Origin of the sequence: Vibrio sp. V15_P4S5T153, assembly GCF_963874485.1 — a bacterium.
GTDB classification, from domain to species: domain Bacteria; phylum Pseudomonadota; class Gammaproteobacteria; order Enterobacterales; family Vibrionaceae; genus Vibrio; species Vibrio anguillarum.
Map to the genome: position 1 here is coordinate 347,690 of NZ_CAWNHR010000011.1, position 21,507 is coordinate 369,196.

General features: G+C 45.8%; 21 protein-coding genes. 14 read left to right on the top strand and 7 right to left on the bottom strand.

The features are described 5' to 3' along the window. Window positions 1–37 precede the first annotated feature (37 nt). The gene (locus tag AACT42_RS03420; RefSeq protein WP_013857227.1) at window positions 38–862 is read right to left on the bottom strand and encodes a DUF2989 domain-containing protein; all 825 of its coding nucleotides are present in this window, start codon (window positions 860–862) and stop codon (window positions 38–40) included. Window positions 863–963: 101 nt separating this feature from the next. Here AACT42_RS03420 and AACT42_RS03425 point away from each other — a divergent pair, with 101 nt between their 5' ends. Continuing rightward, a complete protein-coding gene (locus tag AACT42_RS03425) occupies window positions 964–1,248 on the top strand; it encodes a YeaC family protein (RefSeq protein WP_013857226.1) in 285 nt (94 codons plus the stop codon). Window positions 1,249–1,340: 92 nt separating this feature from the next. On the opposite strand, the gene ansA is transcribed toward AACT42_RS03425, so the two are convergent. Together ansA and sppA are read right to left on the bottom strand one after the other, a co-directional pair. Beyond that, entirely contained in the window at window positions 1,341–2,354 is a 1,014-nt protein-coding gene (gene ansA / locus AACT42_RS03430; protein WP_013857225.1) for an asparaginase, read from the bottom strand. A gap of 121 nt (window positions 2,355–2,475) precedes the next feature. Next, the gene (gene sppA, locus AACT42_RS03435) at window positions 2,476–4,326 is read right to left on the bottom strand and encodes a signal peptide peptidase SppA (RefSeq protein WP_094134217.1); all 1,851 of its coding nucleotides are present in this window, start codon (window positions 4,324–4,326) and stop codon (window positions 2,476–2,478) included. 212 nt (window positions 4,327–4,538) lie between these two features. Between sppA and AACT42_RS03440 the strand changes: the two genes are divergently transcribed. Beyond that, a complete protein-coding gene (locus AACT42_RS03440; protein WP_019282282.1) occupies window positions 4,539–6,542 on the top strand; it encodes an NADPH-dependent 2,4-dienoyl-CoA reductase in 2,004 nt (667 codons plus the stop codon). A gap of 127 nt (window positions 6,543–6,669) precedes the next feature. Here AACT42_RS03440 and purU read toward each other — a convergent pair whose 3' ends face one another. After that, window positions 6,670–7,503 carry a formyltetrahydrofolate deformylase gene (gene purU / locus AACT42_RS03445; RefSeq protein WP_094134216.1) on the bottom strand — a complete coding sequence of 278 codons (834 nt, stop codon included), beginning with the start codon at window positions 7,501–7,503 and terminating at the stop codon, window positions 6,670–6,672. A gap of 187 nt (window positions 7,504–7,690) precedes the next feature. Between purU and AACT42_RS03450 the strand changes: the two genes are divergently transcribed. The 8 genes from AACT42_RS03450 (at window position 7,691) to rnd (ending at window position 15,447) form a co-directional block, all read left to right on the top strand. Continuing rightward, complete coding sequence (locus AACT42_RS03450; protein WP_013857222.1) at window positions 7,691–7,891, top strand: hypothetical protein; 201 nt, start codon at window positions 7,691–7,693, stop codon at window positions 7,889–7,891. Window positions 7,892–7,985: 94 nt separating this feature from the next. After that, window positions 7,986–9,929 (top strand): ATP-dependent DNA helicase, encoded by a 1,944-nt coding sequence (locus tag AACT42_RS03455; protein WP_038170106.1) that lies wholly within the window; start codon window positions 7,986–7,988, stop codon window positions 9,927–9,929. An 8-nt stretch (window positions 9,930–9,937) separates the two neighbouring features. Then, on the top strand, window positions 9,938–10,639 hold the full coding sequence (tsaB, locus tag AACT42_RS03460; RefSeq protein WP_019283280.1) for a tRNA (adenosine(37)-N6)-threonylcarbamoyltransferase complex dimerization subunit type 1 TsaB: 702 nt from the start codon (window positions 9,938–9,940) through the stop codon (window positions 10,637–10,639). A 53-nt stretch (window positions 10,640–10,692) separates the two neighbouring features. Then, window positions 10,693–10,998 (top strand): hypothetical protein, encoded by a 306-nt coding sequence (locus AACT42_RS03465; protein WP_026028052.1) that lies wholly within the window; start codon window positions 10,693–10,695, stop codon window positions 10,996–10,998. A 15-nt stretch (window positions 10,999–11,013) separates the two neighbouring features. Then, complete coding sequence (locus AACT42_RS03470) at window positions 11,014–11,577, top strand: Slp family lipoprotein (RefSeq protein ID WP_017047796.1); 564 nt, start codon at window positions 11,014–11,016, stop codon at window positions 11,575–11,577. A 2-nt stretch (window positions 11,578–11,579) separates the two neighbouring features. Continuing rightward, entirely contained in the window at window positions 11,580–12,434 is an 855-nt protein-coding gene (locus AACT42_RS03475) for an alpha/beta fold hydrolase (RefSeq protein ID WP_019283279.1), read from the top strand. A 102-nt stretch (window positions 12,435–12,536) separates the two neighbouring features. Beyond that, complete coding sequence (fadD, locus tag AACT42_RS03480) at window positions 12,537–14,231, top strand: long-chain-fatty-acid--CoA ligase FadD (RefSeq protein ID WP_026028639.1); 1,695 nt, start codon at window positions 12,537–12,539, stop codon at window positions 14,229–14,231. A 97-nt stretch (window positions 14,232–14,328) separates the two neighbouring features. Continuing rightward, window positions 14,329–15,447, top strand: coding sequence for a ribonuclease D (rnd, locus tag AACT42_RS03485; RefSeq protein ID WP_017044578.1), 1,119 nt, complete (start codon window positions 14,329–14,331; stop codon window positions 15,445–15,447). 57 nt (window positions 15,448–15,504) lie between these two features. Here the strand turns inward: rnd and minE are convergent, their stop codons facing one another. From minE to minC, 3 genes are read right to left on the bottom strand one after another with little or no spacing between them, the layout of a single operon-like run. Then, window positions 15,505–15,771: a cell division topological specificity factor MinE gene (minE, locus tag AACT42_RS03490; protein ID WP_010317176.1), complete on the bottom strand. Its 267-nt coding sequence runs from the start codon at window positions 15,769–15,771 to the stop codon at window positions 15,505–15,507. A 4-nt stretch (window positions 15,772–15,775) separates the two neighbouring features. Next, window positions 15,776–16,588, bottom strand: coding sequence for a septum site-determining protein MinD (gene minD, locus AACT42_RS03495; protein ID WP_013857214.1), 813 nt, complete (start codon window positions 16,586–16,588; stop codon window positions 15,776–15,778). Between the two features lie 19 nt (window positions 16,589–16,607). Then, a complete protein-coding gene (gene minC / locus AACT42_RS03500; protein WP_094134215.1) occupies window positions 16,608–17,270 on the bottom strand; it encodes a septum site-determining protein MinC in 663 nt (220 codons plus the stop codon). A gap of 199 nt (window positions 17,271–17,469) precedes the next feature. Here minC and AACT42_RS03505 point away from each other — a divergent pair, with 199 nt between their 5' ends. From AACT42_RS03505 to AACT42_RS03520, 4 genes are all read left to right on the top strand, one after another. Then, window positions 17,470–17,751, top strand: coding sequence for a YcgL domain-containing protein (locus tag AACT42_RS03505; RefSeq protein ID WP_017044579.1), 282 nt, complete (start codon window positions 17,470–17,472; stop codon window positions 17,749–17,751). A gap of 23 nt (window positions 17,752–17,774) precedes the next feature. Beyond that, window positions 17,775–18,743, top strand: a complete 969-nt coding sequence (locus AACT42_RS03510; protein WP_013857211.1) for a lytic murein transglycosylase — start codon at window positions 17,775–17,777, stop codon at window positions 18,741–18,743. Between the two features lie 61 nt (window positions 18,744–18,804). Next, window positions 18,805–19,752: a LysR family transcriptional regulator gene (locus tag AACT42_RS03515; RefSeq protein WP_094134214.1), complete on the top strand. Its 948-nt coding sequence runs from the start codon at window positions 18,805–18,807 to the stop codon at window positions 19,750–19,752. Between the two features lie 218 nt (window positions 19,753–19,970). After that, window positions 19,971–21,176, top strand: a complete 1,206-nt coding sequence (locus AACT42_RS03520) for a NupC/NupG family nucleoside CNT transporter (protein WP_013857209.1) — start codon at window positions 19,971–19,973, stop codon at window positions 21,174–21,176. Window positions 21,177–21,507: the final 331 nt, after the last annotated feature.

The following is a 21,507-nucleotide window of genomic DNA, read 5'->3' on the forward strand; positions in this document are numbered from 1 at the left end:
AACTTATCACCGCTCTTTGTTTTATGATTACATTTTGTTAGTTGGCAAAGTCGAGAGGAATGAGCTCTGGTTTAAACTGTCCATTTTTGATAGCGTCAACGATTTTTTCGGCGATATCGTCGAGTGCATCAAATTTTTCTTGATCAAACCCGTACAGCAATTTGAGTTCTGTCTCTGAAGCAACCGGCACATTGAATGTTTTTCCTACCATCGCCCAAATGTAAGCTTTTTCTTTCTGTTTGAGAATTTGGTTGGTACTGGCAAGAGATTTGATAGCATCAAGGTTGATACTGCCTTTTGGGCTGAGTTCTAAGGTTCGATGGAGCAAATAGATTGCTTTTTCTCGATCCCGTTGAACATAAAAAGTAGCGAGAGCGTATTGCATTTCTGCTGTATCTAGCTCGGGTTTACCTTCACGTTGTAAGAATTTTCTTTGTGCACTTTTATCACCAATCTGACTCCAGAGAAAGTATAAGGTTTCCGCGGAGCTGGATGACTGAAGCTCTTTTTCAATCTGCTCTAAATCTTTCCCTGTATTGACGAGTGCTGAAAATCGACGTTGTTTGAGTTCCGTTTGATCAATAGCTTGAATTTGTGAAGCGAGCTCGAGACATTTTCGATAAGCTTGAACTAATCCGTATTCTTTAATCTTGTTGCTATCGCTTGGATTTTTAAGTACTTCAAATCGATGCCAGATGAGGTCCGTGCGTGGAACTCTACATTGCCCATCATTTATATTGAGCCTTTCACAGCGCAAATTAGGATTATCGGCACATAGCTTGTCGGTATCTCTGTTATTCTCAAAGCAGCCACTTATAAGAAGTGATAGGCTGAGAATCATGGGCACTTTTATCAAATTCATAATATTAGCTTGTGATCAAATACACTTATTTATTGGGCTTGTCTTGACTCAATATCATGGCAAGTTATGTTTGTGACGAATTCGTTAATTAAGGATAGACCATGGATGCCGATCAACTCATTAACGCCATCACCCCCGAAGCTTACAAGCGATTAATGCACGCTGTTGAAACGGGTAAGTGGCCTGAAGGTACACCACTTTCACAAACACAGCGAGATTCATGCATGCAAGCTGTGATGTTGTATCAATCTAAGCATAATGTAGAAGCGGACCATATGACAGTTGCCGCTGGTGGAGAAATCAGTTTTAAGTCAAAAAATGAGCTTAAAAAGCGCTTTCAAAACGGACAAGACGATATTGTTCGAGTCAATCCAAACCACGAATGAGTCTATTTGACTTGTACAGAATACAAAAATCCCCAATTCATTGAGTTGGGGATTTTGTTAATGAGGGGAAAATATATTGTGGTTGTTTAAAGCTATAAGCTCATTTCACCACGTAATACTTCCTGCATTTTCTGCTTCACTTCTTCATAAGAAAGATTCTGGCTCAGTAAATAGTGAAGCTTGGCTAAAGCGGCTTCGGGTGTCATGTCGTAGCCGCTGATCACGCCTGCTTCTGCAAGTGCACAGCCAGTTGCGTAACCGCCCATGTTGACTTTACCTGCTAAGCACTGAGTTAAGTTCATGACGATCACGCCACGTTCTGAGGCTTCTTTTAAATGCGCTAATAGTTGCGCATTTTGAGGTGCATTGCCCACACCAAAAGTCAGCAAAATCATCGCGTTGACTGGCTGTAATAAGGTATTGCGGATCACTTCGTGAGAGATGCCAGGGTACATGGTAATCACACCGATCGGTTGTGGTGTAATGTTATGGACTCGGAAGGCTCCTTGCGGCTGTTCGCCAACTTTAACGTTACTGCTGATTTGAATATTGATCCCAGCTTCTAACAGCGGAGGAAGGTTCGGCGAGGTAAACGCATTAAAACCATCGGCGTGTGATTTGACACTGCGGTTACCCCGCATCAACTGATTATTGAAGAATAACGTCACTTCATTGATGGGGTAATTAGCGGCGATGTGCAACGCATTAAGTAAATTCGCTTGTCCGTCAGAGCGCAATTCGGCCAACGGAATTTGTGAGCCTGTCACAATGACGGGTTTACCCAAGTTTTCCAGCATGAAAGAGAGTGCCGATGCGGTGTAAGCCATGGTATCCGTACCATGTAAAATCACAAAGCCATCGTATTTATCATAATTATCTCGAATATCGTTGGCGATTTGTTGCCAATCTTCAGGCGTCATATCCGAGGAGTCAATCAGAGGGTCATATTCATGAATGGTGAACTCAGGCATTTCAGGGCGCTGAAACTCAGGCATGCCTGCGAGTTGTTTCTCCATGAAGCCCGCAATAGGGACATAACCATGGTCGGATTTTAGCATGCCGATAGTACCGCCAGTGTAGGCGATGTAGATATGTTTTCTTGCCATAGCTAGAAATCACTCGTGTAGGGGAACAGAGCGGGGGATTATAGCGTATTCACTTAATATAAAAAGGGGCGCTCAACACAAAGCGCCCCAATGGTTTTTTATCTTTTATAGATTGATATTATTACTGAACTTGGCAGTTTAGGCAGAACGCATATTGCCCTTTTGGATCATTAAAATGGTTGAGTAAGCTGGCATCTTGCACCCATTGTTTTGCTACAGGTTGTAGCGATGCTGGTACCAGCGTTGAGACATCAAAACCAAAACGAGCCTGTACTTGATTCATGATGTCTTGCAAGAACTGCTCTGCGGTAGAAAGGGGCTCTTCTACCCAATAAATATTGTAGGTCTCTAATTGTGCCAGTTGAGCGGCGAGCTTAATGGCATCATCAAAGTCACCCATTTGGTCGACTAAGCCATGATCCATCGCATCTTGCCCTGTCCATACGCGGCCTTGCGCGACCTGATCGACTTGCTCCAATGAAAGGCCACGGTTCTCTCCCACCAAACTGATGAAACGCTGGTAACCATGGTTAATGCCCAGTTGTAGTGCGTCGGCCACGCCTTTTGTTAGCCCTGTGGTGACACCGACACCAGAAAAAGGTGAGGTTCCTACGCCATCGGTATAAACCCCCAATTTATTGAGTCCTTTTTCGAATGTGGTGATGACACTAAAAATACCAATCGAACCGGTTAACGTGGTTGGCTGCGCGACAATTTTATCCGCACTCATTGAAATCCAATAACCGCCAGACGCTGCAAGGCTCGACATTGAGACGACAACCGGTTTGCCTGCGTCTTTTAATGCTTGAATTTCATTACGAATAACTTCGGAGGCAAAGGCGCTGCCTCCTGGGCTGTCCACACGCAATACGACGGCTTTGACTTTATCATCGTTACGCGCTTGGCGAAGTAATGCGGCGGTGGTATCACCACCGACTGTGCCTCGTGGGTGATCTCCATCCATGATGGTACCACTAGCCACGATTACGGCTACATCGTCCATATCAGCGTTAAACTGTGGCCTAATGGTGGCTTGATATTCGTAGTAACCTACGGCGTTGTAGCTATCTTCTCCATTGCTGCCAAATGTTTCGGCGAGCGATCGGCGCATTTGTTGGCGAGTGGCCAATTCATCCACTAGCCCTAATTTTAATGATAAAGCGGCGAGATCTCCCTCGGTCGCTTTTAATTGGGTCAGAAATTCATCCATTGATGGGTTTAACGTTTTCTCGTCAATCTTACGGTTGGTCGCTACGTCATCGACGTATGCCCCCCACAACTGTGTTAACCAGCGAGAGGCGGACTCTTTCGCCGCGTCGGACATATCGTCACGAATAAATGGCTCAATGGCTGATTTATAAGTACCGACACGGAAAACGTGCGTATTGACATCCAGCTTTTCCAGCAAAGTTTTGTAGTACATCGAATAGGCACTGTAGCCTTTCAGCATCACGGCGCCGTCCGGTGCCAAATAGACTTTATCGGCGTAGCTTGCCAAATAATATTGGCTTTGATTATAGAAATCTCCCACTGCGTAGATGGGTTTGCCCGTGGCTTTAAATTCATTGAGCGCTTTAGCAATGTAACGCAGCTTAGTGAGGTTGGTTTCTGGCATGTCACCGAGAGCAAGTACAAGGCCTGTAATTTTCGTATCGTCTTTCGCGTGGCGAATGGTCTCTACCACATCAAATAATACGTTTTCTTTGGGTAAGTCTTTGCCAAAAAATGAGCCAGTCACTGAATCCATCGGATTGATGTAAGAACTTTGTTCAACAATCGGTCCCGATAAGTTCATCACTAAAGCGGACTCTTTTTCTACCGTAGGTAGAGGAGAATCAGCATGCACATATAAGAAATAAATCAGTGCAATACTAAGCAAAAAGAAAAGGTTGGTTAAGGCTAAACGAATAAAAGTAATGATTTTCCAAAAACCTTTAAATATCAAGCCAATAAATCGAAATAGTGATCTCATTGTTTCTCCACTGCGGCTATTCGCAAGCGTGTTAAATGAATAAAGGGGATTACCCTTGAGATATTAATGGCTTACATCCTACGTGATCTAGTATACCCAAACAACCGCAAGATTGATCGGTGTTACAAAAATGTAAACACTTGTTTGATTTTTTTTGTGGGCAATAATATTCTGGTCAGACCATAACGCATAATTATAAAAGTGAAGTCGCCATGTACCCACATCTGTTAGAGCCTTTGGATTTAGGATTTACTCAGTTACGCAACCGTGTATTGATGGGATCAATGCACACGGGATTAGAAGAGCACAAGGAAGGGCTCCATAAGCTGGCCGCTTTTTATGAAGAGCGTGCAAAAGGTGGGGTTGGGCTGATTGTGACGGGCGGGTTTTCGCCTAATTTGCGCGGTCGACTTCACCCTTTCAGTGCCGAATTTAGCAAGGCAAAACATGCGCGTGCACACCAAGTTGTAACTGAGGCAGTGCATCGCCAAGGTGGCAAAATCGCCTTGCAATTGCTGCACGCAGGCCGATACGCAATGCACCCTTTTGCTCAAAGTGCTTCGGCGATTAAAGCACCTATTGCGCGTTTTGCACCGAGTGAAATGAGTGCCCGTCAGATAAAAAAAACCATTGATGCCTTTGCCAGTAGTGCTGAATTAGCTCACCTTGCAGGATACGATGGTGTGGAAGTGATGGGCTCGGAAGGGTATTTGATCAACCAATTTATCTGTAAACGTACCAACATGCGTTACGACGATTGGGGCGGTAGTTACGAAAATCGTATCCGTTTACCCATTGAGATAGTGAAAGCGATTCGCGCAGTGGTTGGTAAAGAGTTCATCATCATTTTCCGTCTTTCAATGCTGGATTTAGTCGAAGAGGGCAGCACTTTTGAAGAGGTTTTAATGCTCGCTAAGGCACTTGAACAAGCTGGCGTGACCATTATCAATACAGGCATCGGTTGGCATGAAGCGCGCGTTCCAACGATAGCGACTCAAGTACCACGTGCTGCTTTTACTTGGGTAACGGAAAAAATCCGCCCACATCTTTCTGTGCCCGTCGTGACCTGTAATCGCATCAACACTCCAGAAGAAGCAGAAAAAATATTAGCAACGGGTCAAGCGGATATGGTGTCGATGGCGCGTCCGTTTCTTGCCGATCCAGAATTTGTTGCCAAAGCCGAGCAAGGAAAAGCCGCGCTGATCAATACGTGTATCGGCTGTAACCAAGCCTGTTTAGATAACGTATTTAAAGGTAAACGGGCCAGTTGCCTCGTTAACCCGCGGGCCTGCTATGAAACGGAAATGGTTATTCGCCCTGCGGCTCAGCCGAAAAAAATGGCGGTGATTGGCGCAGGTCCTGCGGGGCTTGCTTGCGCGACTACCTTGGCTGAGCGTGGGCATCATGTTGATCTGTTTGAAAAAAATGATCGCATTGGTGGCCAGTTCCGTTTGGCGATGCAAATTCCCGGCAAAGAAGAGTTTCGAGAAACCATTCGCTACTTTGCAAATCGTATTGATCAAACCGGTGTGCATCTGCATTTAGATACTGACGTCAATTTTGAGATGCTCGAACCGTACGATGAAGTAGTGATGGCGTCGGGTGTCGAGCCGAGAAAAGTAAAAATTGATGGTATTGATAACCTAGAAAAGGTGGTGGATTACCAAACGCTGATCCGTGAAAAAACACCCGTTGGTGAAAAAGTCGCGATTGTTGGTGCTGGTGGAATTGGTGTCGACGTCGCCACTATGTTGACTGAGCCGACAGAGCATACGCTTGATGATTGGCTGCATGATTGGGGCATCGATAAAGAGATTGCTTATCCCGGAGGTTTGTACCCATTTCCCGATTGTATGAGTGAGAAAACGGTGTGGCTATTGCAGCGTCGCAAAGGACGAGTAGGTAAAGGCCCCGGTAAGACTACAGGTTGGATCCATAAACGCACCTTAGAAAAGCGTGGAGTGAATCTACTGGGTGGTGTCGGTTATGAAAAAATTGCCGCTGACGGTTTACATATCACGCTTGACGGTAATCCTTTGCTGTTAGACGCCGACAAAATTGTGATTTGTGCTGGGCAAGAATCGGTACGTCCTTTTGAAGATAAATGGGCATCATTGGGTGAGAAGATGCATGTGATTGGTGGTGCCGATTATGCTGGTGAGCTTGATGCTGTGCGTGCGATTCGTCAGGGGGTAGAGCTGGCGATCAAGTTATAATCTGTGGTCCAAGCTAGGCGGTGGTGTTATCACTTGCAGTGATCAGCCAGCAATCGTAAAACAACAAAAGGCGCAAATCGCGCCTTTTGCCTTTAGCCTATGTTCGTGAAGAACAGTCTTCGCTTTGCTATAAAATGACCGTTTTGTTGCCATAAACAAAAACGTGATCGTTGATGACTTTGTTCAAGGCTTTACTCAGCACATTTTTCTCAACATCCCGTCCAGCTTGCGCCATGTTTTGCGCGCTGAATGTGTGATCAACTGGGATCACATCTTGCTTAATAATCGGGCCTTCATCTAAATCATTGGTGACAAAGTGCGCCGTCGCACCAATGATTTTTACACCGCGCTCGTATGCTTGCTGGTAAGGTTTTGCACCAATGAATGCCGGTAAAAAACTGTGGTGAATATTAATAATTTTGTGATGGTACTTATCGACAAAACCAGGAGTGAGTACCCGCATGTATTTGGCGAGGACCAAATAGTCGGCGTGATATTGGCCCAGCACTTCTAACAATTTCTGCTCATGTTCCTCGCGGTTTAGCCCTTCATGAGAAACATGGTGATACGGGATATCAAACTTTTCGGTCAGATTTTGCAGCGTATCGTAATTGCCAATCACTGCAGCAATATCGACATCCAAGCTGCCATCATAATTCTTAATCAAAATATCGCCCAAGCAATGTGCTTCTTTAGTCACCAAAATAACGATGCGTTTGCGCGAAGAATCAATCAGTTTACGTTTTGCGTGTGCAGGCAAGGCTTGGTCAAGGTCGGCTAAAAGGGTGGTGTCGTTAAAGTAGCCTTCCAATTCAGTACGCATAAAAAAGTGACCACTGATGTTATCAACATACTCATTATTATGAATAATATTGAGTTGATGTTTATAACAAATGTTCGTGATTTTAGAGATAAGTCCGGGCGCATCACTACAATGAGTGAGCAGTGTTTTTCTTTCCATTATTAATTACTTCCGTGCATGATTTTTTTCGTTCTAAAAACTAATTCGTGAGCGTGTGAACGGTGAGGCGCCCCGCAATATAAGGGCTATAATTAATCTATTATTAAGTTGGTTTCAATATATAAACGGGTTCACCGTTAGGCTTTTACTAAATTTCTTCCTCACAGAGTGTCTTAAGGCGGTATTTATGGATAGAGAACTCCTCGCACGAAAGCTGTATATGGAAAGAGTGAGTGCATTGATGGGAGACCATCAAATTGACGAAATCATTTTGGAAGACATGTGGGAGAACCGAGCGTCACCCGCCGAGGCGGCAAAAGCAATGACCCAAACGGAGAATGGGTACGAAGGACCAGCTTGGTTATCTCGTTACCTCAATCGCAAATAGAACACACCTAACTGGCGCGGGTTGCACTTGGATTCGCGCCAGCTCATCAAACCTGACATAATGCCCCGCAACGAACACTTACCTCCACTTTTTGATGATTGCAAAAACCTTCTCTTCACAAGGCGCATTAGGTAAAGCCATTGCCGGTTTTCAAGCTCGACAAGCGCAAATTGACATGGCTGAAGCGGTCGCTAAGGCGATTTCCCAACAATCGCAATTAGTGGTTGAAGCAGGGACTGGTACAGGCAAAACCTTTGCGTATCTGGTGCCTGCGCTGCTCAGTGGTAAAAAAGTCATTATCAGTACGGGTTCTAAAAACCTACAAGAGCAGCTTTTTCATCGTGATTTACCCTTGATGATTGATGCGCTCGGTTTCTATGGCAATGTTGCGCTATTAAAAGGTCGAGCAAACTATCTGTGCCTTGATAGGCTAAGCCGCCAAATGGTGGAAAGCCACACCAACCAATCTGATCCACAGCTATTGACTCAATTAGTGAAAGTGCGTCGTTGGTCATCGGAAACCAAAAGCGGTGATTTAGGCGAATGTGAAGAGTTGCCTGAAGACAGTGCTGTCATTCCAACCATCACCTCAACCAACGACAATTGCCTTGGCAAAGAGTGCCCAAGTTACGTCGACTGTTTTGTCTCTAAAGCGCGCAAAAAGGCGATGGATGCCGACGTTGTCGTGGTCAACCATCACCTTTTTCTAGCCGATCTGGCGATCAAAGAAACCGGGTTTGGTGAGTTGATCCCCGAAGCCGAGGTCTTTATCTTCGACGAAGCGCATCAGTTACCGGATATCGCCAGCCAATATTTTGGTCAATCAGTCTCCAGTCGCCAAGTCCAAGAGCTGGCGAAAGATATTGAAATCGGCTATCGCACTGAAGCAAAAGATATGCGCCAATTGCAGAAAGTGGGCGATAAACTGGTGCAGTCAGCGATGGATTTACGCATTGTGTTGGGTGAACCCAGTTTTCGAGGCAACTGGCGTGAGGCGTTAGCTTCACCATCGATTTCGCGAGAATTAGCGCGTTTGCGAGACAGCTTAGATTTTGCTATCGATGTGTTAAAACTCGCGTTAGGTCGCAGCCAGTTATTGGATACCGCATTTGAGCGCGCCAACTTAATCAAAGGACGAATTGATCGAGTGTGTGATGTCTCTATTACTGGTTATTCCTATTGGTATGACACCACGCCGCGTCATTTTAGTTTACACATCACCCCACTTTCGGTGGCCGATAAATTTCACGAACAGGTGCAACAAAAGCAGGGCGCATGGATTTTCACCTCCGCTACTTTGGCCGTAAACGACGATTTTAGCCATTTCACTCAGCGTTTAGGACTAAAGCCCCAAGCTCAGTTTTCATTGCCAAGCCCGTTTGACTATCAGCAGCAGGCGCGGCTGTGTGTACCACGCTATTTACCTGAACCCAATAGCCCAGGCCTTGCCGATAAATTGGTGCGTATTTTGTCGCCAGTGATTGAGCAAAACCAAGGCCGCTGCTTCTTTTTGTGTACTTCCCACAGCATGATGCGCGAGTTAGGTGAACGTTTTCGAGAAGTGTTAACCGTGCCAGTGCTGATGCAAGGGGAGACGAGTAAACAAAAAACGTTGGCCGAATTTATGGAATTAGGTAATGCCTTATTGGTCGCGACAGGGGCGTTTTGGGAAGGGATAGATGTTAGAGGTGACGCATTAAGCTGTGTTATTATCGACAAACTTCCATTTACCGCACCGGATGATCCGTTGTTGAAAGCGCGAATTGAAGATTGCCGAATGCGCGGTGGAGATCCATTTGCGCAAGTACAACTACCCGATGCCGTCATCACCTTGAAACAAGGGGTCGGGCGTTTGATCCGCGATAAACATGACAAAGGTGTACTGATCATTTGTGATAACCGTTTAGTCACCCGTGACTACGGTGGGCTATTTCTTGCCAGTTTACCGCCCATTCCACGTACGCGGGATTTGGACAAAGTAAAAGATTTCTTAAGTCAAATTTCAGTCACGACACCCGTAACTATTAACAACAATTAGAGACAGTAATGAGCGCAAAGATCCTTGCCTTAGACACAGCAACAGAGAACTGTTCTGTTGCTTTAATGATGAACGGCAAACTGTACGTTCGCAGTGAAGTTGCCCCTCGCGATCACACCAAGAAAATTCTACCCATGGTGGATTCCGTCCTCAAAGAAGCGGGCATCACCTTACAGGAACTCGACGCGCTAGCCTTTGGCCGTGGTCCGGGCAGTTTTACCGGAGTACGGATTGGCATTGGAATTGCACAAGGTTTAGCATTCGGCGCTGATTTACCTATGATTGGTATTTCGACCCTGGCAGCGATGGCGCAAGGCAGCTATCGTTTACAGGGTTACCAGCAGGTGGCGTGTGCAATTGACGCCAGGATGAGTGAGATTTACTGGGGTCGTTATACACGTCAAGAAGATGGCTCTTGGCAAGAGATAGATGCAGAGTGCGTCATTGCTCCTAATACTCTTGCTGAGCAAATCAAAGCTGACAGCATCACTTGGGGCTGCGCTGGAACGGGTTGGGCGGCTTATAAAGAAGAGTTAGATACGTTGCCTATCTCGTGTCAAATGGGGGAAGTATTGTACCCAGATGCACAGGATATGGTGTTTCTTGCTCAGTACGAGTTTGCCAAAGGAAACACGCTAGCGGTGGAAGAGTCGAGCCCTGTTTACCTGCGTGATAACGTGGCTTGGAAGAAGTTACCGGGCCGAGAATAATCAGTGAAAGGCAAGGCGTTGCATTCGTCTTGCTCTAATTGAATAGGAACAGTATGGTTTCAATTAATGGTTTACCTCCTGCGATAGTGCCCGGTAGCAATAGGGCTAATCGCGCAAATAAGAACAATGGGGTAAAGAAAGGCGATGCCAAAACCGGAGTAGGCCAACCTACTAAGGTGGCGAATGCTGTTTCTCATTCAATTCGTCATGTCGATCCATCAGAGATTCATCGGGCTAATCTGGAATACGATCTTCCTGAAGGTCGATCAAGAAAGGCGATGGAAGAGTACATGGACGTGATGAACCAAGCAAAAAAAGAGGAACTTGCTCAACTGCTTGGAGTCGATATCTACATCTAATCCAACAAGGTCATTATGATGCGATCTTTTTCCACTTCTAAAACGCTACTATTGTTATCGTCCACATTGCTGCTTGGTGCATGCTCAAGCTTACCGGATGATCTTCGTGCCAGTAGTGATGCCGTGATCACCGATTACGCCACTTGGGTCAATACGCCAACCAATGAGCAAGATGAAGTCCGGCTGGGCGGCGTCATCGCCAGTGTGACTAATTTGGCGGATAAAACACGGATTGAAATAGTCAATTTGCCGATTAGCTCATCAGGCCGACCTGATATCGACCGCGAACCGCAAGGGCGTTTTGTTGGCTATGTTGACGGGTTTGTTGACCCAGTGGCTTATGCGAAAGATCGTTTGGTGACGCTAGTGGGAACCAGCCTTGCTCCAGAAAAGGCCAAAGTGGGTGAGTTTGAATACACTTTCCCAACCATGGCCGTAAAAGGACTACATTTGTGGCGAGTTGAAGAAAGAGTGGTCGTGAATGATCTCGGTACTTATATGTACCCTTGCCACAGCTTATATTGTCGGCAAATGTACATTGGTGCTCGTGAAGGGCGCGTGGTACAAGAAGTGAAATAGCGATGCAACAAAAACAGTACTCTCTTGCGCAAGGAATGATTGCGACTCAAGAGTTGGGAAACGCACAAACGGCCGACTTATCGGTCGTTTTTTTGCATGGTTGGTTAGATAATTCATCCAGTTTTCTTACCGTTATCAAAGCGTTAAGTCACCTTAATCCACAGTTACACCTTTGCGCAATCGATTTACCGGGACATGGCCTTTCAAGCCATAAAGCCGACGGTCATTTTTACCCATTTCATGACTATATTGATGATATTTACTCATTTTTGCTCAACTTATCGCCAAACAGGTTAGTGATCGTAGGGCATTCCCTTGGTGCTTTAATCGCAAGTTGCTATAGTGCCGCCTTTCCTGAGCAAGTCGCAGGATTAGTTCAAATCGAAGGAATTGCTCCATTGGCTGAATCGCCACTAGAGAGTGTGGCCAGGCTGCGCAATGGCGTACTCAGCCGCCAGCGGATCCGGCGTAAGCCTCGTCGTAGGTTACCGAACTTAGAATACGCTGTTGCTCGCCGAGCCGAAGTCAACCAGTTAGAAGCAGCCTTGATCCAACCCATCGTTATTCGAGGGGTTGAGCGGCGCAATGACGAGTGGTATTGGCGTCATGACCCACAGTTAAACAGCGATTCCTTGTATCGCATGTCGTATGAGCATGCTCAGCACATAATGGCGCACATCCAATGCCCACAACGTGTGATTCTCGGTACACACGGTTTTTCTGAGTTACGAGCCGCTCGAGGCTATTTCGCCGATGATCGGCAAGAGATGTTCACTATTTCTGGTGGTCATCATTGCCATCTTGAGCAACCTTCGCAAGTCGCTGAACTAATTTTTGGCTTAGTTAACAAAATTTAAACAAGTGTTTGAGTGTTTCGTGCTCAAGCGCTTTGGCTGTGCTGTAATAGCGCACATAAAAATATCGCCGTAGAGCAGCCGCCAATAACGAGGAGTATTACCGTGGAGAAACCTTGGCTTTCACGCTATCCAACTGACGTACCTGAATTCATCAACCCTGATCAGTACCTCTCTTTGGTCGAAATGTTTGAGCAATCGGTTCATAAATATGCCGATCAACCAGCCTTTATGAATATGGGTTCGGTCATGACTTTTCGTAAACTGGAAGAGCGCAGCCGAGCATTTGCCGCCTATTTGCAAAATGAGCTAAAGCTGAAAAAAGGTGATCGTGTCGCCTTAATGATGCCTAACCTATTGCAGTATCCGGTCGCGTTATTTGGCGTATTACGAGCCGGGTTGATTGCGGTGAATGTTAACCCGTTGTACACCCCGCGAGAGCTTGAACATCAACTGAATGACGCCGATGCAAAGGCGATCGTCATCGTCTCGAATTTTGCCAATACCTTAGAGCAAATTGTTGAAAATACCTCGGTAAAACATGTGGTATTGACCAGCCTTGGACAGATGTTACCTAGAGCAAAAGGGACGTTGGTTGATTTCGTTGTGAAATATGTGAAAGGGATGGTGCCAAAATATGACTTACCAGGTGCCATTTCCATGCGTAAGGCGTTGCACAAAGGTCGCCGTTTACAGTATGTGAAGCCTTTTATGTCTGGCGACGACATTGCATTTTTGCAATATACCGGTGGTACAACCGGTGTGGCAAAAGGGGCAATTCTGACCCACCGCAACATGATTGCGAATGTGCTCCAAGCAAAAGGGGCATATGGCCCAGTATTGGCCGAAGGCCGCGAACTGGTTGTGACGGCATTACCGCTTTATCACGTATTTGCACTGACCGTAAACTGTTTACTGTTCGTCGAAATGGGTGGGCGTAACCTATTGATTACTAATCCACGCGATATTCCAGGCTTTGTCAAAGAGCTGCAAAAGTACCCATTTACTGCCATTACGGGGGTGAATACGCTGTTTAATGCGTTGGTCAACAACGAAGATTTCCATGAACTTGATTTCAAAAATCTTAAGCTTTCTGTTGGTGGTGGTATGGCGGTACAGCGCGCGGTGGCCGATCAGTGGAAAAAAGTGACGGGTATCCACCTGCTTGAAGGTTACGGTTTGACTGAATGTGCACCACTGGTGACAGGTAATCCTTATGATTTAAGTGATTATTCGGGAGCAATTGGTTTACCCGTACCTTCAACCGAAGTGCGTATCGTTGATGATGAAGGCAAAGTGTTGGCTTATGATCAAGTCGGTGAGTTGCAAGTGCGTGGCCCACAAGTGATGCAAGGTTATTGGCAAAGACCGGAAGCGACGAAAGAAGTGATTGATGCCGATGGTTGGCTCTCTACAGGCGATATCGTCAAGTTTGATGAGCAAGGAATGGTCTATATTGTCGATCGCAAAAAAGACATGATTTTAGTCTCTGGATTCAACGTCTATCCTAATGAGATTGAAGATGTGGTTGCACTGCATGGCAAAGTATTAGAAGTGGCCGCTATCGGCCAGCCTCATGAAGTGTCTGGTGAAATCGTCAAGATTTATGTGGTTAAGCGTGATCCGAGCTTAACCAAAGATGAAATCATTGCCCATTGCCGTAAACATTTGACTGGCTATAAAGTGCCTAAGTTGATTGAGTTTAGGGAAGATTTACCAAAAAGTAATGTGGGTAAAATTTTACGCCGCGTACTTCGTGAAGAAAATGATGCGGCAATTGAACAAACAAAACGTGCCTAAGCATCAAGTCAGTATGAAAAAATAGTGCTAGAATGCCGACTCAAACCGTCGGCATTTTTATGTCCCCTCTAGTAGGGTTGCCCAAAGTGAGCCATTAGTGAACTACCAAATAATTACCCAGCCTAACGACCTACAACGTGTATGCCTTGCCGCGCGAGATGCCGATGTGGTGATGCTCGATACCGAGTTTGTCCGAGTGCGTACCTTTTACCCACAGCTCGGATTGATCCAGCTTTATGATGGTGAAAACCTCTCTTTAATCGACCCACTTGCCTTTGATGACATGGCCCCTTTTGTCGAGCTACTGCAAGACACCTCCGTGCTCAAAGTGCTGCATGCGTGTGGTGAAGATCTCGAAGTGTTTCATAATGCATTTGGCTGCACACCGTTTCCAATGGTCGATACACAAGTAATGGCGGCCTTTCTCGGCCATGGACTGTCTACCGGATTTGCCGCATTGGTCAATGAATTCTTAGGGATTGAAATTGATAAAAGTGAATCGCGTACTGATTGGTTAGCAAGGCCTTTATCGCAAAAGCAGTTGGATTACGCTGCCGCCGATGTGTTTTATTTGCTGCCGATTTACGAGAAATTACTCGATAAAGTGACGCAGGCGGGCTGGTGGCAAGCGGCGCAGCAAGAATCTGAACTATTGAGCGTCAAACGCATTAAACAGACTAATCCCGATTTGGCCTATTTGGATATCAAAGGGGCATGGCAACTAACACCGCAAGAATTAGCGATTCTCAAACCCTTAGCTACTTGGCGCTACGAAGAGGCGGTACGCCGTGATTTGGCGCTCAATTTTGTGGTCAAAGAGACAGATTTGCTGACTATCGCTCGTTTGGGATTGACGAGTGCAAGCCGTATGATTGATGAAGGGGCCGATCCGAGATCGATTCAACGTCACAGTGCCAAAATCATTGCATTGGTGAAAGCGGGTCAGCAGACTCCGGCTGATCAATACCCACCTAAAATCGACCCTTTGATGGACTATCCCGGCTATAAACAGTTGTTTAAACGGTTGAAAGATGAAGTTAAATCAGTGTCTCAAACCACGGGTTTAGCGACTGAATTTTTAGCCTCTAAAAAACAGCTCAACCAGCTATTGAGTTGGGTGTGGAAGAAAGAGAGAGATCCCGCGCAATTGCCGGATGTGATGCAGAGCTGGCGCTTACCTATTCTCGGTGAACGGCTCAACAAATTGGTTGAGTAAAATTGGTTTAGTAAAGAGAAAGAGCCTGCAATTTTACAGGCTCTTTTATCATAAGGATTACTTTTCTTCGTCTGGCAGTTTCACGTTCAATTCCAGCACAGAGATATCATCATCTTTGTGCTCAAAAGAGACTTCAACCATCGAAGGGTCAACCGCGACGTATTTGGCGATCACCTTGAGAATGTCTTCTTTCAATTGAGGCAAATAGGTCGGTGCAGGGTCATTTTCACTACGACGTTCGGCGACGATAATTTGCAAACGCTCTTTGGCAAGGCTTGCTGAGGTCGTTTTCTTTTGTGGTCGGAAAAACTCAAGTAGAGACATAATATTAACCCCCGAAAAGTCGTTTAAAGATGCCCTTTTTCTGCTCCGTTAGAAAACGAAACTCGACTTCTTGCCCTAATAAGCGCTCGACAGCGTCAGCATAAGCTTGGCCTGCGTCTGATTGATCGTCAAAAATAACCGGAACACCTTTGTTGGAGGCATTAAGCACCGCTTGGCTTTCTGGGATCACGCCAAGTAAAGAGATATGTAAAATCTCTTCAACATCTTCCACGCTCAACATTTCACCTTGTGTCACGCGAGTAGGGTTATAACGGGTCAATAAAAGGTGCTGTTTAACAGGCTCTAACCCTTGCTCTGAGCGCATTGATTTGGAATCCAAAATCCCTAAAATGCGGTCCGAGTCGCGCACGGAAGAGACTTCAGGGTTCGTCGTTACAATCGCTTCATCAGCAAAGTACAAAGCCATCAACGCGCCTTGTTCAATACCTGCTGGTGAGTCGCAAATGACGAAATCAAAGCCCATCGTATCGAGTTCATCCAAAACGCGCTTTACGCCCTCTTTGGTGAGCGCATCTTTATCACGGGTTTGTGAGGCAGGCAGAATAAACAAGTTTTCGGTGCGTTTATCTTTGATCATCGCTTGGTTAAGTGTCGCCTCACCGTTGATGACGTTGACAAAGTCGTACACCACGCGGCGCTCACAACCCATGATTAAGTCAAGGTTACGCAGACCGATATCAAAATCGATGACCGCTGTCTTTTTACCTTTTAAAGCCAAGCCAGAAGCAATTGCTGCGCTTGAGGTTGTTTTACCAACGCCGCCTTTTCCTGACGTTACAACAATAATGCGTGCCATTATGTTTTCCTTGTTAATTTTAAATCGTGAGCGTTTCAAAATGCAATGAATCATCAACCATGCTGAGCATCACTTTCTTCTGCCAAAACTCACTTTCAATTTGATCGCTAAGCCAATAATTTCCAGCAATGGAGACCAGCTCTGCTTGTAAATCGTGACAAATAATTTTTGCTTCCGTTTGGCCGCTGGCACCGGCAATGGCCCTTCCGCGCAGTGAACCATGAATGTGAATTGAACCATCGGCGATCACTTCGGCCCCCGCGCTGACGTGATTGAGGATCACTAAATCGCTATCTTTGGCATACACTTGCTGGCCAGAGCGAATGGGCGTGCGAATCACCTTGGTTGGCGCGATTTGAGCGGGAGCTTGAGAAGGCGACTTGCTTGCTGCCATCACGGCAAAGCCAGCTTCTGAGGCTAAGTTTTGGCTGCGTTTATCACGGCAACCTGTCACACCGACCGGGATCATTCCCGCTTCAGTGATGCCTTGTTTAAGTATCGCAAAATCAATATCGCTAATCACTTTAGCAATATTGATCACTACAGGTGCAGAGGCAAAAAAAGCAGGAGCTTGGGCGACTTTTTCCTTGAGAAACTCAACGGTATTGGCAACTTCACTGTCGCAAAGGTGTAACACTGACAAAGTAAAACTGCTACCTTTTAGGTCAGGAGTATTCGACATCTTATATTGACCTCAATAACTAATGGCTTCACTAGAAAGGGCGTTGCCTGAAACTAGGGTTGTCATGTTATATTCCCTGACTTAGCTCAGCAAGTTATCTTGCGGTCAAATGTTTGTTTTAATCTCAAATTTGGTAAAAGTTTAACGTTTCTAACTTAATTGGCTCGAAAAGCCAGTTTATTACAATAAAAGGTTTGTCATGCTTTGCTCTATCTACAAAAGCTCTAAAAAAGAAGGTACCTATCTCTATATCCCCAAAAAGGATGACTTTTCACAGGTTCCTGACACATTAATGGCGATGTTCGGTAAACCTACTTTAGTCATGGTAGTGAAACTGGAAGGGCGTACACTTGCCCAAGTGAACATTGAAAAAGTAAAAGAGTCTCTAGAAAATGAGGGCTTTTTCCTACAGTTACCGCCACCGCCACAAAATTTATTAGAACAATATAAGCAGCAAAAGGCTCAGCAAAAAGATAGCTAAGTTTTCAGCTCAAGGAGGACGATTTGAGAAAGTTATTGTCAGTCGTATTGGGATTAAGCCTCTCCACGCCATTGATGGCGAATGAGGTTAGTTTTGAACACTATGTCGAAGGCTTGAAGCAGCAAGCACGAAATGAAGGCATTTCAGAGCAAATTTTAATCGATGCGTTTAAAAATGTGGAGTACAAGCCACGTGCTGTGACGGCCGATCGCAATCAACCAGAAAAGAAACTGACGCTGGATGAATATATCCCACGCGCGGTTCCAGAATGGAAAGTGAACCAAGCAAAGGCGCTGTATGAAAAGCACTATGCAGAGCTTAGCCGCATTGGCGAACAATATGGCGTACAGCCGCGCTTTATCGTGGCTTTGTGGGGCGTAGAAAGTAATTTTGGTGCGTTGACCGGTGGTTTTAGTGTTATTGATGCGCTGACGACTATGGCTTATGACGGTCGTCGAGAAGAATTTTTCCGCAAGGAGACGATGGCCGCGTTGCAAATTCTACAGCAAGGTCATATCCAAGCTGATGAGATGAAAGGGTCTTGGGCTGGTGCGATGGGACAATGTCAGTTTATGCCGAGTTCGTTTTTGGCGTTCGCTTCCGATGGTAATGGCGATGGCAAAAAAGACATTTGGCGCTCAAAGGAAGATGTATTCGCGTCGACGGCCAATTATCTCAGCCAATCGGGATGGGATGATAAATACACTTGGGGCCGTCAAGTTAAAGTTCCGCATGGGTTTGACCGCACTTTAGAAGGGCGACAGCCCGAAAAAGGGAAGTCACTGAGAGAGTGGAACAAGCTCGGTATTACCCGTTACGAAGGTAAACCACTGCCTAATTTAGACAACGTTCAAGCTTGGCTTATCATGCCAGATGATGAAAATGGCCGCGTTTACTTGGTATACAACAACTATAATGTGTTGATGAAGTGGAACCGTTCATATTATTTCGCCCTCGCGGTGAGCCATTTGGCGGATAGAATTACCTATTGATTTGAACCTTAATTGAACGCAAAGGGCTCATCATGAGCCCTTTGCTATTTCTGGAGAGTGTGTGCTAGTTGAACGTGCAGGGCAAATGGTGATATTTGCTGCGTTAATCAAACATCAAGGCTTTACCGCTGCGGCCAAAAGCTTAGGCGTATCAGTATCGCATGTTAGTAAGCAGTTGGCCTTACTGGAAGCCTCGCTCGGGGTGAAGCTCGTTCAGCGAACCACTCGCAGCTTCACCACAACCGAGGCTGGAGAGGCTTTTTATCGCCATTGTATTGCGGTCGTTGGGTTGATGGATGCTGCGCAGTCTGAAATGGAAAGCCAGCGTGATGAGGTGTCTGGGCTAATTAAGCTTGGTCTTTCACAGTCGTTTGGTTCTTTGCATATTTTGCCAGCACTGGAGGCGCTTCGTCAGCGTTATCCAAAACTGCAAGTGGAAGTGCATTTGTTCGATTATCGAGTCGATATGCTCGAAGAAGGGCTTGATTTGTGGGTGACCAACAACGAACATTTGCCGGAAGGGTACGTGGCGCAACGTCTCGCCGATTGCCAATTTGTGCTGGCGGCGTCACCGGAATACTTATTAAACCATTCACCCCCTCAGACACCCAGTGATCTGTTAGGTCACAACTGTCTTATCTACCGTAGTTGGGAGCGAGATTACACTAGCTGGTCGTTTGCCAATCCAGAGCAAAAGATCAACATCAATGTGTCGGGTAACTATTCGGTGGATTTAGCCGAAGCCGTGCGTGACGCCGCCGTGGCAGGGTGGGGTGTTGCTTACTTGGCGACTTATTTAATTCGAGATGAATTTCGAACCGGTAAACTGATCCAGTTGTTGCCAGATTGGCACGCAAATCAAAACATGCCTTTTTATGCGGTTTACCCGAGCCGACAACATATGCCGAAGAAAACCTCAGCCGTGATTGAATTTATCAAGGCTTTAATCGGTACACCTTGCTACTGGGATACTCAGTTAGAGCCTTACATCCGTTTGACAAAAGTGTAATGAGTACGAATTATTATTTCCAAACTCAGAAACATCTTTTCTATATGGAAAATATAAGCCTAGGCAATCGTTTAGCTTGTTACAAATCAACAGCTTGAAACAAGAGGCTTAAGGCTGCTATTTTTAAGCACACCTCTGTAACATTTGCGACTTGCGCATTCGTTTTCGCACGATAGAATGCGCGCCTTTCCTATCCCCGTTATCTGGATTGACAGCAAATGAACTCATTACTTGGCGTCGTCGCCATCTTATTTACGGCTTGGCTACTTTCTACCAATAGAAAAAACATCCAACTTAGAACCGTGTCGCTCGCTTTTTTATTGCAAGTAGGCTTTGCACTATTGGTTCTGTATGTCCCTATGGGGAAAGAAGTGCTCAACAGTGTCACGGGTGCGGTATCGAATTTGATCAATTATGGGCAAGAGGGAATTGGCTTTCTCTTTGGCGGTTTAGCCAATGGTAGCGTTGGTTTTGTGTTTGCGATTAATGTGCTTGGCATCATCATTTTCTTCTCCGCTTTGATCTCCGGTTTGTACCACATTGGTTTGATGCCTAAAGTGATTAATTTGATTGGCGGTGGTTTACAAAAATTATTGGGTACGGGGCGTGCAGAGTCACTGTCAGCCACGGCGAACATTTTTGTCGGCATGATTGAAGCGCCGTTAGTCGTTAAGCCCTATTTAAAGCACATGAGTGATTCGCAATTTTTTGCGGTGATGACGTGTGGCTTAGCCTCGGTTGCGGGTGGTACGTTAGTGGGTTATGCCTCACTGGGCGTTAACCTTAACTATCTTATTGCGGCGGCATTTATGTCAGCTCCAGCCGGTTTGTTGATGGCGAAAATTTTGGTGCCGGAAACCGAAGCGCAAAGTCAGCAGGTGGCCAACGAAGAGGTTGAGATACCAAAAGCAACCAATGTGGTTGAAGCCGTAGCTGATGGTGCAATGTCTGGGCTTCGTATCGCGGTTGCGGTTGGGGCAACGTTACTGGCCTTTATCAGTGTGATTGCGCTACTCAACGGCCTATTGGGCTGGGTGGGTGGTCTGTTTGGTTTAACCCTTAGTTTTGAATTGATTTTAGGCTACCTATTTGCTCCAGTTGCGTGGCTGGTGGGCATTCCATGGAGCGAAGCGATGACGGCAGGCTCACTGATTGGTAATAAAATTGTCGTGAACGAGTTTGTCGCTTTTATCCAATTGATGGACGTAAAAGATTCGCTCAGTGAACATTCTCAAGCGATTGTAACTTTTGCTCTGTGCGGCTTTGCCAATATTTCGACCATGGCAGTATTGATCGGTGGTTTGGGCAGTTTGGTGCCAGAGCGTCGCAGCTTCATCTCTCAATATGGTTTTCGAGCGATCAGCGCTGGCGTGCTGGCTAACTTGATGAGTGCTGCACTTGCTGGGGTTATTTTGTCGCTATAAACGTAGCGTTTCTATTGGTTACGAGAACCCACCATACATTTTGTATCTTCGATGCCGGCTAATAGAGCCGGCATTTTTATCCATCCACCTCACCAAAATAATATTGACCATATCAATTTCTCAACGACGTGTGATTAGGTGAGTTCGTGAAGTCCGCCGAAAAAGATTTGCAAGCGGTGTTGATGTTGAAATCATGCCGTGATTTTGAGCTGAGATAATTAAAATTATCAGTTATTTAGAGTGCAATTCTCGTCCTCTAGCTTATTAGTTATATACCCTGCCTACTTGATGTTGTCTTGTCTTTATCTCGCGTATTGCAGGCCACCACGTC

Bases quoted from the DNA above. Each gene is read 5' to 3' on its own strand.
- purU (WP_094134216.1), bottom strand. From the start codon at position 7,503: ATGGAAAGAAAAACACTGCTCACTCATTGTAGTGATGCGCCCGGACTT.
- AACT42_RS03420 (WP_013857227.1), bottom strand. From the start codon at position 862: ATGAATTTGATAAAAGTGCCCATGATTCTCAGCCTATCACTTCTTATA.
- AACT42_RS03450 (WP_013857222.1), top strand. From the start codon at position 7,691: ATGGATAGAGAACTCCTCGCACGAAAGCTGTATATGGAAAGAGTGAGT.
- ansA (WP_013857225.1), bottom strand. From the start codon at position 2,354: ATGGCAAGAAAACATATCTACATCGCCTACACTGGCGGTACTATCGGC.
- sppA (WP_094134217.1), bottom strand. From the start codon at position 4,326: ATGAGATCACTATTTCGATTTATTGGCTTGATATTTAAAGGTTTTTGG.
- minD (WP_013857214.1), bottom strand. From the start codon at position 16,588: ATGGCACGCATTATTGTTGTAACGTCAGGAAAAGGCGGCGTTGGTAAA.
- AACT42_RS03425 (WP_013857226.1), top strand. From the start codon at position 964: ATGGATGCCGATCAACTCATTAACGCCATCACCCCCGAAGCTTACAAG.
- AACT42_RS03455 (WP_038170106.1), top strand. From the start codon at position 7,986: ATGATTGCAAAAACCTTCTCTTCACAAGGCGCATTAGGTAAAGCCATT.
- minE (WP_010317176.1), bottom strand. From the start codon at position 15,771: ATGTCTCTACTTGAGTTTTTCCGACCACAAAAGAAAACGACCTCAGCA.
- tsaB (WP_019283280.1), top strand. From the start codon at position 9,938: ATGAGCGCAAAGATCCTTGCCTTAGACACAGCAACAGAGAACTGTTCT.
- minC (WP_094134215.1), bottom strand. From the start codon at position 17,270: ATGTCGAATACTCCTGACCTAAAAGGTAGCAGTTTTACTTTGTCAGTG.
- AACT42_RS03440 (WP_019282282.1), top strand. From the start codon at position 4,539: ATGTACCCACATCTGTTAGAGCCTTTGGATTTAGGATTTACTCAGTTA.
- AACT42_RS03475 (WP_019283279.1), top strand. From the start codon at position 11,580: ATGCAACAAAAACAGTACTCTCTTGCGCAAGGAATGATTGCGACTCAA.
- AACT42_RS03470 (WP_017047796.1), top strand. From the start codon at position 11,014: ATGATGCGATCTTTTTCCACTTCTAAAACGCTACTATTGTTATCGTCC.
- AACT42_RS03505 (WP_017044579.1), top strand. From the start codon at position 17,470: ATGCTTTGCTCTATCTACAAAAGCTCTAAAAAAGAAGGTACCTATCTC.
- AACT42_RS03465 (WP_026028052.1), top strand. From the start codon at position 10,693: ATGGTTTCAATTAATGGTTTACCTCCTGCGATAGTGCCCGGTAGCAAT.
- AACT42_RS03520 (WP_013857209.1), top strand. From the start codon at position 19,971: ATGAACTCATTACTTGGCGTCGTCGCCATCTTATTTACGGCTTGGCTA.